Annotated in this window: 10 protein-coding genes; 4 read left to right on the top strand and 6 right to left on the bottom strand. The window is 57.7% G+C overall.

The window, feature by feature from the left end:
* Positions 1–8: 8 nt before the first annotated feature.
* The 5 genes from cobB to lolC are packed head-to-tail and all read right to left on the bottom strand — an operon-like array spanning position 9 to position 4,947.
* Positions 9–830 (bottom strand): Sir2 family NAD+-dependent deacetylase, encoded by an 822-nt coding sequence (gene cobB, locus IB212_RS08850; RefSeq protein WP_041910499.1) that lies wholly within the window; start codon positions 828–830, stop codon positions 9–11.
* Positions 831–844: 14 nt separating this feature from the next.
* On the bottom strand, positions 845–1,756 hold the full coding sequence (nagK, locus tag IB212_RS08845) for an N-acetylglucosamine kinase (RefSeq protein WP_028012741.1): 912 nt from the start codon (positions 1,754–1,756) through the stop codon (positions 845–847).
* Between the two features lie 53 nt (positions 1,757–1,809).
* The gene (lolE, locus tag IB212_RS08840; RefSeq protein ID WP_188245806.1) at positions 1,810–3,054 is read right to left on the bottom strand and encodes a lipoprotein-releasing ABC transporter permease subunit LolE; all 1,245 of its coding nucleotides are present in this window, start codon (positions 3,052–3,054) and stop codon (positions 1,810–1,812) included.
* Positions 3,054–3,755 (bottom strand): lipoprotein-releasing ABC transporter ATP-binding protein LolD, encoded by a 702-nt coding sequence (gene lolD / locus IB212_RS08835; RefSeq protein WP_188245805.1) that lies wholly within the window; start codon positions 3,753–3,755, stop codon positions 3,054–3,056. The genes lolE and lolD overlap by 1 nt, the downstream gene beginning before the upstream one ends.
* On the bottom strand, positions 3,748–4,947 hold the full coding sequence (lolC, locus tag IB212_RS08830; RefSeq protein WP_028012739.1) for a lipoprotein-releasing ABC transporter permease subunit LolC: 1,200 nt from the start codon (positions 4,945–4,947) through the stop codon (positions 3,748–3,750). The genes lolD and lolC overlap by 8 nt, the downstream gene beginning before the upstream one ends.
* Positions 4,948–5,204: 257 nt before the next feature.
* Here lolC and IB212_RS08825 point away from each other — a divergent pair, with 257 nt between their 5' ends.
* The 3 genes from IB212_RS08825 (at position 5,205) to IB212_RS08815 (ending at position 10,990) form a co-directional block, all read left to right on the top strand.
* Entirely contained in the window at positions 5,205–6,278 is a 1,074-nt protein-coding gene (locus IB212_RS08825; protein ID WP_041910502.1) for an acyltransferase family protein, read from the top strand.
* A gap of 149 nt (positions 6,279–6,427) precedes the next feature.
* Positions 6,428–9,874, top strand: coding sequence for a transcription-repair coupling factor (gene mfd, locus IB212_RS08820; protein WP_041910503.1), 3,447 nt, complete (start codon positions 6,428–6,430; stop codon positions 9,872–9,874).
* A 150-nt stretch (positions 9,875–10,024) separates the two neighbouring features.
* On the top strand, positions 10,025–10,990 hold the full coding sequence (locus tag IB212_RS08815) for a L,D-transpeptidase family protein (RefSeq protein ID WP_041910504.1): 966 nt from the start codon (positions 10,025–10,027) through the stop codon (positions 10,988–10,990).
* Positions 10,991–11,063: 73 nt separating this feature from the next.
* On the opposite strand, the gene bhsA is transcribed toward IB212_RS08815, so the two are convergent.
* The gene (bhsA, locus tag IB212_RS08810; protein ID WP_023332711.1) at positions 11,064–11,321 is read right to left on the bottom strand and encodes a multiple stress resistance protein BhsA; all 258 of its coding nucleotides are present in this window, start codon (positions 11,319–11,321) and stop codon (positions 11,064–11,066) included.
* 244 nt (positions 11,322–11,565) lie between these two features.
* Here bhsA and comR point away from each other — a divergent pair, with 244 nt between their 5' ends.
* On the top strand, positions 11,566–12,201 hold the full coding sequence (gene comR / locus IB212_RS08805; protein ID WP_028012732.1) for a TetR family copper-responsive transcriptional repressor ComR: 636 nt from the start codon (positions 11,566–11,568) through the stop codon (positions 12,199–12,201).
* Positions 12,202–12,232 lie beyond the last annotated feature (31 nt).

The raw sequence follows: 12,232 nt of genomic DNA, 5'->3' as shown, positions 1-12,232 counted from the left end.
CGTTACTCTTACAGCCCCTTCAGAAGCTTATCTACAAACGCTGGCACCACCTCGCTCGCCAGACCATATTGCTTCTCTTCAAACTCGCTGCCCACCTGGCTCGGCTCCAGATTGAGCTCCACCGTATGCGCCCCGTGCAGTCGCGCTTCGTGAACAAACCCCGCCGCCGGGTAAACGTGCCCTGATGTGCCAATAGCGATAAACACGTCCGCCATCGCCAGCGCGCTGTAGATCTCATCCATCCCCAGCGGCATTTCGCCAAACCAGACCACGTGCGGACGCAGGCGCGACGGGAACTGGCAGCAGTGGCACTTGTCCTCTGGCAGCACGTCCTCTTTCCAGTCCAGCACCTGGCCGCTCCAGGCGCAGCGAACTTTAAGCAGCTCGCCATGCATGTGGATGATGTTCTTGTTACCGGCCCGCTCGTGCAGGTTGTCGATATTCTGCGTCACCAGCAGAAAACGATCCCCGAGCGCCTCTTCCAGCTTCGCCAGCGCCAGATGCGCCGCGTTCGGCGCAATCTCAGGCTGCTGAAGCTGTCGACGGCGAGCGTTGTAAAACGCCTGCACGAGATCCGGATCGCGGGCAAAGCCTTCCGGCGTCGCCACGTCCTCGACGCGGTGCTCTTCCCACAGCCCGTCTGCCGCACGGAAGGTTTGAATTCCTGACTCGGCGGAGATCCCCGCCCCGGTCAGTACCACCACTCTGGGTTTATCCATCGCTTCTGGCATGATTCTGTCTCTGAAAAAGATCCGCTGGCGCAAGCGCTCTCGTAAGCGGCGTTTGTTTTTGCGAAAACGGCTGAGTCGACCCTGGCGACGCGACAGCATAAAGACCTCGTAAACTAATCGGTGAGATGAAGGAATGCGGCTCCGCGCATGCCTCCCGCGTCCCCGTGTCGCGCGCGTTCAATGCGCGGCACGCGGGCGACCGGCAATAAATGTCGGGGCAGACGCCCGGACAACCGTTCCGTAATCGCAGTAAAGTTTGACAGCCCTCCCCCGATCACCAGCAGATCCGGGTCGACGATGGTGAGAATATTTCCCAGACACACCGCCAGCAGATCCAGATAGCGCTCGACGTGCTCACGCGCCTGCGCATCCCCCTGCTCCCACAGGGTAATGATTTGAGGGGCCTCAAGTTTCTGATGATAGAAGTGTTCGTAAAGCCATGCAAACCCGCGTCCTGAGAGATAGTTCTCGATACAGCCGTGCTGGCCGCAGCCGCAGCGGGTCAGCGGGAAATCACGCCCCACCACCTCCAGCGCATCCACCGGGAGACGGATATGACCAAACTCCCCGGTGATGTAGCTGCGCCCGGTAATCGGCTTGCCGTTGATGACAATCCCCCCGCCTACGCCGGTACCGAGGATCAGCCCCATCACCAGCGGATAGCGGCGGAATTCATCGTCCCAGGCTTCAGAGAGGGCAAAGCAGTTGGCATCGTTATCTAAACGCACGTCGCGTTCAAGGAGGGCCGAGAGGTCGGCGCGGAGCGGTTTACCGCTGGCGGCAGGCACGTTGGCGGCATACAGCGTGCCATCATCGGTTTCCGGCATCCCCGGAATACCAATGCCGACGCTGCCTTTCACGCCAAAGCGTTCATCCGCCTGCGCCACCAGCGCAGTAATAGCGGTTAAAAATTCATCGTAGCTTTCACGCGGCGTGGGAACGCGGGTTTCCCACTGCAGTTTGAGGTCTTTATCAAACACGCCGAGCGCAATCTTGGTGCCGCCAATATCAAATCCATAATACATAACGCATTCCTCTTTCGATCTGGCGACCCGAGAGCCGCTAGATCATGACGTAATTACTGGCCACTTAATACCCTCGCCGGATCAATTCGGCTTGCGCGACGCGCCGGATACCAGCTTGCCAGCAGACTCAGTAAAAGTGCTGTAACCAGCACATAAAAAACGTCCAGCCAGTGCAGTTCAGACGGCAGGAAGTCAATAAAATAGATGTCACCGGACAGGAACTGGTGACCAATAAGCTTTTCAATGCCGTTGATAATCGGCGTCAGCTGCAGAGAAACCACCACGCCAATCACCACGCCGCAAAGGCTGCCGAACAGCCCTGCCAGCAAACCGTACCAGACGAAGATGGCGCGAATAAGACCGTCTTTTGCCCCGAGGGTACGCAACACGGCGATGTCGCCGCTCTTGTCCTTAACCGCCATGACCAGCGTCGAGACGATATTAAAGCACGCCACGCCAATCACCAGCACCATCGCCAGATACATGATCGCACGGATCATCTGGATATCACGGTACATATAGCCGTAAGTGCCGATCCAGCTTTTGATGTAGACATAGTTATTGGTCACGCTGCCGGCATCACGCACCAGTTTGTTGGCGTTAAAGACGTCGTTCACCTTAATGGCAATGCCCGTCACGCTGTCGCCCATGTCGAGATACTGGCGTGCATCCTCCATCGGCACCATCGCAAAGCTGTGGTCAAGCTGACCGCTCAGCTGAAGAATACCGGTAACGTGCAGGCGCACGCGTTTTGGCTGCTGCAGTTTGTGATCGGCGCTGGCGTTCGGGATCATGATTGACACCCAGTCGCCCTGCTTCACCTTCAGGGCATCGGCAACGCCTTTACCCATAATGATCTGCTGCTCGCCGGCCTTAAAGTTCGCCCACGCGCCGTTCTGCACATATTTCGGCAGCGCGCTGAGTCGCGCTTCCTGGGCCGGGTTGACCCCTTTCACCTGAATGGCGCGCAGGTTTACCCCGCTCTCCACCAGCCCGGTAAAGTTAATGTAGGGCGCGGCCGCGGCAATGCCCGGCACTTTTTCAACTTTGGTGAGCGCATCGCTCCAGTTCGTCCACGGCTGGTTAACCGGCTCAATCTCCCCGTGCGGCACCACCGCCAGAATGCGGTTATTCAGCTCGCGCTCAAAGCCGTTCATGGCGCTTAAGCCGACAATCAGGACCGCCACGCCCAGCGCAATACCGATGGTGGAGATAACGGAGATCAGCGACACCATACCGCCGCGACGGCGGCCGCGGCTAAAGCGTAACCCGATGAGTAACGATAACGGTGACGCCATTACTCTGCCCCCATCAGGGTCAGTTCCGCATTCAGATGGCCGTCGCGCATCTCAAGCTGGCGACCCATGCGTTTTGCCAGCTGCAGGTCGTGGGTCACCACCAGAAACGCGGTTCCCTGCGAGGCGTTCAGCTCGCCGAGTAGCTGGAAGATACTGTCCGCATTGCGCGCGTCCAGGTTACCGGTCGGTTCATCCGCCAGCACCAGGCGCGGATTATTGACCAGCGCGCGGGCAATCGCCACGCGCTGGCGCTCGCCGCCGGACAGCTCCGACGGGCGGTGATTTCCCCGGTGGCCCAGCCCTACCGCTTTCAGCATATCGCTGGCGCGGGCGTTGATTTCTGACGGTTTCTTTTTGCCAATCAGCAGCGGCATCGCCACGTTTTCCAGCGCCGTAAAGTCCGGCAGCAGGTGGTGGAACTGGTAGATAAAGCCCAGCTCGCGGTTACGCAGCTCGGCCTTCGCCGCAGAGGACATTTTGCTCATCGGCTGACCGGAGAAGATCACGTCGCCGTTGGTTGGCGTGTCCAGCCCGCCCAGCAGGTGCAGCAGCGTACTTTTGCCCGAGCCGGAGCTGCCGACAATCGCCATCATCTCGCCCTCGCCCACGCTGAAGCTCACATTGTGCAGCACGTCAGTCTGCACAGTGCCTTCCTGATAGCGTTTGGACAGGTTGTCGCATTGCAACAGGATCTTATTCATAACGTAAAGCCTCAGCGGGTTGAGTGGCGGCAGCGCGCCAGGAAGGATAAAGCGTAGAAAGCAGCGCAATGGCCATCGCGGCCAGCGCAATTCCGACCACCTGCAGCGGCTCGATAGCCACCGGCAGCGCCGCGCCGTCAAGGAGCGCGCCGATGATCGGCATTAAATTATTAAGCTGGCTGGCAAGCAGTGCGCCGAGCACGGCGCCCAACAGCGCGCCGATAATGCCTGCACTGGCCCCCTGCACCATAAAGACCGCCATGATCTGGCGCGGCGTCAAACCCTGGGTTTGCAGGATGGCGACTTCGCCCTGCTTCTCCATCACCATCAGGCCCAGCGAGGTGATGATGTTAAATGCAGCCACGGCGACGATCAGGCTCAGCAGCAGCCCCATCATGTTTTTTTCCATGCGCACGGCCTGGAACAGCTCGCCTTTACGCTCGCGCCAGTCCTGCCATTTGGTGCCGTCCGGCAGTTTTTGCTGGCTGAGGGTATCGACCTTCAGCGGCTGATCGAGCCACAGGCGCCAGCCGGTGATATTTCCCGCCGGGTAACGCATCAGGCGTGACGCATCCTGAATGTTCACCAGCATCTGATAGCCGTCAACTTCGCTGTTGGCGGCAAAAGTACCAATCACGTTAAACAGGCGCTGGCTCGGCAGGCGACCCATTGGCGTAAACTGGCTGGCGGACGGCACCATCACGCGCAGCTGATCGCCGCGGTTGACGCCAAGCTGCCCGGCAAGCTGCTCACCCAGAATCACGTTGTATTTTCCGGCTTCCAGATCGGTTTGCTTCACGTTAACCAGGAACGGCGTCAGCGGGTCTTTTTGCGCCGGGTCAATCCCCAGCATCACGCCGACCGCCACGCTGCGGGCGCTTTGCAGCACCACATCGCCAGTGGTTAAGGGCGCAACGCGCGTGACGCCCTGTAACTTCGCCGCGCTTTCCGGCAGCTGTTGCGGGTTAACGGAACCGTTATTCGATGAGAGAACGGCCTGCGGCATCAGCCCCAGGATGTTGTTTTGCAGCTCGCGCTCGAAGCCATTCATGACGGAAAGCACCGTCACCAGAGCCATCACGCCGAGCGTAATGCCAATAGTCGAAAGCCAGGAGACAAAGCGACCGAAGCGGTCCGCGGCGCGCCCACGCATGTAACGTAAGCCGATGAAGAGTGCGACAGGTTGATACATGAAATCCGTCTGTTTGCTGATAGCAGACCCACGAGTATATAAGCGAATCCGTTAAGCGTAAATGACTGAAACCGTAAGCTTTGGTAATCATTTTTCCGAAAAACTCAGATAAATCAGGGTGGTACTTTCCATTTCCCCTCTGGATAGTCTCCACCTTTTCCGAAAAACGTCCCGATACAGACAGTTACCCGTTACATCTCTCTGTCGTTTTAGAACAATTGCCCCTACGTTTATGGCAAAACTGGTATGGGTTACCAATGAAACAAAAAGCATTATGGATTAATCAGATAAAAGGGCTGTGCATCTGTCTGGTGGTGATTTACCACTCGGTCATCACCTTTTATCCTCATCTCAGCGGGGTACAGCATCCGCTCTCCGGTCTCCTCGCCAAATGCTGGGTCTATTTTAACCTCTATCTCGCCCCGTTCCGGATGCCGGTTTTCTTCTTTATCTCCGGCTATCTGATCCGTCGTTATATTGATGAGGTAGACTGGCGCACCAGCCTCGACAAGCGGATCTGGAGCATTGTCTGGGTTCTGGCGCTGTGGGGGATCCTGCAATGGCAGGCGCTGACCCACCTGAACGCCTGGCTGGCGCCCGAACGCGAGCTTGCCACCTCGTCGAACGCGGCCTACGCCGATTCCCTGGCAGGATTTGTGCGGGGCATGCTCACCGCCAGCACCAGCCTGTGGTATCTGTATGCTCTGGTGGTCTACTTCACGCTGTGTAAACTGCTGAGCCGCTGGAAGCTGCCGGTACTCGGACTGCTTGCGCTGGCGAGCATCGCGATCAACTTCCTGCCGCTGCCGTGGTGGGGAATGAACAGCGTGGTACGCAACATGATCTACTACAGCCTGGGGGCGTGGTATGGCGCCGAGCTGATGGCGTGGATGAAAAGCTTCAACCTTCGCCGCACCTGGCTGGCTACTGGCGCTTTCGCGGCCGTCTCCGTGGTGCTGTGGTTTGCTAACGTTCCTCTCCTGCTTTCTCTGCTATCGATCGTGTTGATCATGAAGCTGTTCTACAGCCTTGAGCAGCGTTATGCCGTACATCCCAACAACCTGCTGAACGTGATTGGCTCAAACACCATTGCGATCTATACCACCCACCGCATCTTAATTGAGGCCTTCAGCCTGATCCTGATTGGCGAGATGAATGCCGCTTACTGGCCGGTCTGGGCAGAGCTGTGCTTAATTCTGATCTACCCGTTTGCCAGCCTGCTGATCTGTACCCTTGCCGGGCTTGGGGTGCGTAAAATTTCCACCTCGCTGTTCGGGGACCTTTTCTTCTCTCCTCCGTCTACGCGGAGCCTGTCACCTGCCACCCGTTAATGCCCTCTCCGCCCCCGTTTTGGGGGCGTTTAGCCCTGCCGTGCGGTTACAATTTGCTTATGTAAAACGATCGAGGATAATAAAGACATTGCGTATCAGTGATATGCCCCAATACTGTTGGTATATCCATAAGAGACTCTGACATAGCCATGCCTGAACACTATCGTTATTCCTTGCCCGTCAAAGCGGGCGACCAGCGCCAGCTGGGTGAACTCACGGGCGCGGCCTGCGCCACGCTGGTGGCAGAAATCGCTGAGCGGCACCCTGGCCCGGTGGTGCTGGTTGCCCCGGATATGCAAAACGCCCTGCGCCTGCACGATGAAATCCGCCAGTTCACCGATAGCCTGGTGTTCAGCCTGGCCGACTGGGAAACGCTGCCGTATGACAGTTTCTCCCCGCATCAGGAGATCATCTCCTCGCGCCTGTCGACGCTATATCAACTCCCGACCATGCAGCGCGGCGTGCTGATTGTGCCGGTGAATACCCTGATGCAGCGCGTCTGCCCGCACAGCTATCTGCACGGCCACGCGCTGGTGATGAAAAAAGGCCAGCGCCTGTCTCGCGACACCCTGCGAGACCAGCTTGACGGTGCCGGATATCGCCATGTCGATCAGGTCATGGAGCACGGGGAATATGCCACCCGCGGCGCGCTGCTCGACCTTTACCCGATGGGCAGCGACCAGCCGTATCGTCTGGATTTCTTTGATGATGAAATCGACAGCCTGCGCGTGTTCGATGCCGACACCCAGCGCACGCTGGAAGAGGTGGAATCCATCAATTTACTGCCTGCCCACGAGTTCCCGACGGACAAAACCGCCATCGAGCTGTTCCGCAGCCAGTGGCGCGACAGGTTCGACGTAAAGCGTGATGCAGAACATATCTATCAGCAGGTCAGCAAAGGTACGCTCCCGGCCGGAATCGAATACTGGCAGCCACTGTTCTTCAGCGAGCCGCTGCCCGCCCTGTTCAGCTACTTCCCGGCGAATACGCTGATTGTGAACACCGGCGATATCGACGCCAGCGCCAGCCGCTTTGAAAGCGAAACCCGCGCGCGCTTCGAAAACCGGGGCGTTGACCCGATGCGTCCGCTTCTGCCGCCGGAAGCGCTGTGGCTGCGCACCGACGAACTCAACGCCGAGCTGAAGCGCTGGCCGCGCATGCAGCTGAAAACCGATTCGCTTGCCGATAAGGCCGCCAACACCAACCTCGCCTTCCGCACGCTGCCGGAGCTGGCCGTTCAGGCTCAGCAGAAATCGCCGCTGGATAATCTGCGCAAGTTCCTGGAGTCCTTTACCGGCCCGGTGGTGTTCTCCGTTGAGAGTGAAGGCCGACGCGAAGCTTTGGGTGAGCTGCTGGGACGCATTAAGGTGGCGCCGAAGCGCATCCTGCGTCTGAGCGAAGCGACCGGAAACGGTCGTTATCTGATGATCGGCGCCGCCGAGCACGGGTTCATCGACACGCTCAACAACCTGGCGCTGATTTGCGAAAGCGACCTGCTGGGCGAGCGCGTCGCGCGCCGCCGTCAGGACAGCCGTCGGACCATCAACCCGGACACGCTGATCCGCAACCTGGCCGAGCTGCATCCAGGCCAGCCGATTGTTCACCTGGAGCACGGCGTTGGCCGCTATCAGGGGATGACCACGCTGGAAGCGGGCGGTATCAAAGGTGAATACCTGATGCTGACCTACGCCAACGACGCCAAACTCTATGTACCGGTCTCGTCGCTGCACCTGATCAGCCGCTATGCGGGCGGCGCGGAGGAAAATGCGCCGCTGCACAAGCTGGGCGGCGACGCCTGGGCGCGTGCACGCCAGAAAGCGGCGGAAAAAGTGCGCGACGTGGCGGCCGAGCTGCTGGATATCTACGCCCAGCGCGCGGCCAAAGAGGGCTTCGCCTTTAAGCACGACAAAGAACAGTACCAGCTGTTCTGCGACAGCTTCCCGTTTGAAACCACGCCGGATCAGGCCCAGGCGATCAATGCCGTGCTGAGCGACATGTGCCAGCCGCTGGCAATGGACCGCTTAGTCTGCGGCGACGTCGGCTTCGGTAAAACCGAAGTGGCGATGCGCGCCGCCTTCCTTGCGGTTGAAAACAACAAGCAGGTGGCGGTGCTGGTGCCAACCACCCTGCTCGCTCAGCAGCACTTCGACAACTTCCGCGACCGCTTCGCCAACTGGCCGGTACGCATCGAAATGCTGTCGCGTTTTCGCAGCACCAAAGAGCAGACGCAGATCCTGGAGCAGGCAAGCGAAGGCAAGATCGATATTCTGATCGGCACCCATAAGCTGCTGCAAAGCGACGTGAAGTGGAAAGATTTGGGGCTGCTGATCGTCGACGAAGAGCACCGCTTCGGGGTTCGCCATAAAGAGCGCATCAAAGCGATGCGCGCGGACGTCGACATCCTGACCCTGACCGCCACGCCGATCCCGCGCACGCTGAACATGGCGATGAGCGGCATGCGCGATCTGTCGATTATCGCCACGCCGCCGGCGCGCCGTCTGGCGGTGAAAACCTTCGTCCGCGAATACGATAATCTGGTGGTGCGTGAGGCCATTCTGCGTGAAGTACTGCGCGGGGGTCAGGTCTATTATCTGTATAACGACGTGGAAAACATCCAGAAAGCGGCCGACAGGCTGGCGGAGCTGGTGCCGGAGGCGCGTGTTGCTATCGGTCACGGACAGATGCGCGAGCGCGAGCTGGAACGGGTGATGAACGACTTCCACCACCAGCGCTTTAACGTGCTGGTGTGCACCACCATCATCGAAACCGGGATCGACATTCCGACGGCGAACACCATCATCATTGAACGTGCGGATCACTTTGGTCTGGCGCAGCTTCACCAGCTGCGCGGCCGCGTCGGACGTTCGCACCATCAGGCTTACGCCTGGCTGCTGACACCGCATCCGAAAGCGATGACCACCGACGCGCAAAAGCGTCTGGAAGCCATCGCCTCTCTGGAAGACCTCGGCGCAGGCTTCGCGCTGGCCACGCACGACCTGGAGATCCGCGGCGCGGGTGAACTACTGGGTGAGGACCAGAGCGGCTCCATGGAGACCATCGGCTTCTCGCTCTATATGGAGCTGCTGGAAAACGCGGTGGATGCCCTGAAGGCCGGGCGCGAGCCGTCTCTGGAAGATTTGACCAGCCAGCAAACTGAGGTCGAGCTGCGAATGCCTTCCTTGCTGCCGGACGATTTCATTCCGGACGTGAATACCCGCCTGTCGTTCTACAAGCGCATCGCCAGCGCGAAGAATGAGAACGAGCTGGAAGAGATTAAAGTGGAGCTGATCGACCGCTTCGGCCTGCTGCCAGATGCTGCGCGTAACCTGCTGGATATCGCGCGCCTGCGCCAGCAGGCGCAGAAGCTGGGCATTCGCAAGCTTGAGGGCAACGAAAAAGGCGGCGTCATTGAATTTGCCGAGAAGAACCACGTCAACCCGATGTGGCTGATCGGCCTGCTGCAAAAACAGCCGCAGCACTTCCGTCTTGATGGCCCGACGCGACTGAAATTTACCCAGGAGCTGACGGAGCGCAAAACGCGCATGGACTGGGTGCGTAACTTTATGCGTCAGCTGGAAGAGAACGCTGTCGCGTAACTCGCCCTTCCCCCCGTTAGCGCAGTGCTGGCGGGGGGACAATTTACAAACTCTTTGCACTTCACCCGATCTTCCCGACACACCCATTCGCCATAATTATCTTTAACCCCTTATAAAACAATAAGCTTATCATTTACATGGATTATGGTGATGATGACCTCTTCGCGTTTTACCCGCTGGATAACCCTGTTTGCGCTGGCAGCCACCGTCGCGGTTGCGCTTCCTGCGCGGGCAAACACCTGGCCCCTTCCCCCGCCCGGCAGCAAGGTGGTGGGCGAAAACCGTTTTCATGTGGTTGAAAACAATGGTGGCTCTCTTGAAGCGATAGCCAAAAAATATAACGTCGGTTTTCTGGCCCTGCTGCAGGCGAACCCCGGCGTCGATCCGTACGTCCCGCGCGCGGGCAGCGTACTGACCATTCCGTTACAGACTATCCTGCCGGATGCCCCGCGGGAGGGGATCGTGATCAACCTGGCGGAGTTGCGTTTGTACTATTACCCGCCGGGTAAAAATGAGGTTACCGTCTACCCTATCGGTATTGGTCAACTGGGCGGCGATACGCTGACGCCGACGATGGTCACCACCGTCTCGGATAAACGCGCCAACCCAACCTGGACGCCGACGGCCAACATTCGCGCCCGCTATAAGGCTCAGGGCATCGATCTTCCTGCCGTGATTCCGGCAGGCCCGGATAACCCGATGGGTCATCACGCGATCCGCCTTGCCGCATACGGCGGTGTTTACCTGCTGCACGGTACGAACGCGGATTTTGGCATCGGCATGCGCGTCAGTTCCGGCTGCATTCGTCTGCGCGATGACGATATCAAAACGCTGTTTAACGTCGTTACGCCGGGAACGAAGGTGAATATTATCAATACGCCGATTAAGGTCTCTGAAGAGCCAGGCGGCGTGCGGCTGGTTGAGATTCACCAGCCGCTATCAAAAAATATCGGCGACGATCCCCAGACGTTACCCATTAACCTGAATGCCACGATGGTGAGCTTCAAAACGAATGCGAATACCGATAGCCTGGTGATGGAGCGCGCGATGGAAGCGCGGTCAGGCATGCCGACCGACGTCACCCGGCATCACGATGTTATCCAGCAGTCCATGTAAGACGGAAAGTAAAACGCCCTGCTAAGCAGGGCGTTTTTTATTGCAGTGGCATAAATGAGGGTTTATGCCCGGCTTATTTGTAGATGACAGCGGTGCCGTGCAGGGTGTTAGGACCGGTCACAGAGGTGATGCGGTAAGATTTTGCACCCATTGCTTCCGCTTTTTGTGCCAGCTGATCTTCCAGAGAGCCCAGGTTAGTCCCGGCAGACGCAGAGATCGTCCCGACTTTATGCTGATCGGCTGGAGTGGATTGTACCTGTACAGCAGCAAAGCTTGCGAAAGAGAGTGAACTCAGTACAGCAGCAGCGATGAGGGTTTTTACGTTTTTCATAATGTTTACCTTTGGCAGATGAATTTTTTGGTCGTTAGCTATTTAGTTAACGATCGATAGGTAAATCATAAATGTGATCCAGCTCACGCGTCAACACATTTTTATAACGAGCATTAATTAAATTTTAAAATTGTTATTTTTCATACATATATGATTAATTTATTTTTAAGCATTCTGCACTGGTGGTGGGTTGCGTTTATTTTTATAATGGTCATTCAACAAACCAACAGAGGACCAACGGCAAATGACAACCGACGTCACGAGTTGTGTGAAGAAAAGCCGTGGCCGACCAAAAGTGTTTGACAGGGATGCAGCGCTTGATAAGGCCATGACTCTCTTCTGGCAACATGGGTATGAAGCGACCTCGCTTTCCGATCTGGTAGAAGCCACCGGAGCTAAAGCGCCGACGCTTTATGCTGAATTTACCAATAAAGAGGGGCTGTTCAGGGCGGTGCTGGACAGGTACATTTCGCGCTTTGCGGCGAAACACGAAGCCCAGCTATTTTGTGAAGAGAAAAGCGTTGAACAGGCGCTACGGGATTACTTCACCGCCGTTGCCACCTGCTTCACCAGTAAAGAGACGCCCGCGGGCTGCTTTATGATTAACACCTCTGCCACCCTGGCGGCAGCATCAAAAGAGATCGCCAATACGGTGAAATCGCGTCATGCGATGCAGGAGGAGACGCTCAGCGCATTTCTGGCTCAGCGCCAGCAGCGCGGTGAAATTCCCGCGCACTGCCAGCCTCAGATGCTGGCGCAATACCTGAGCTGTATTTTACAGGGAATGTCGATCAGCGCCCGTGAAGGGGCGACGCTGGAAAAACTGCAGAACATTTCCGACACCACGCTGCGCCTGTGGCCTGAACTGCTCAAAATCTGACGCAAAAAAAAGCTCCTCAGCCTGAGCGCTT

This window comes from Enterobacter sp. E12 (genome assembly GCF_014596715.2).
Lineage (GTDB): Bacteria > Pseudomonadota > Gammaproteobacteria > Enterobacterales > Enterobacteriaceae > Enterobacter > Enterobacter bugandensis.
This window is presented reverse-complemented; position numbering and strand designations above follow the sequence as displayed.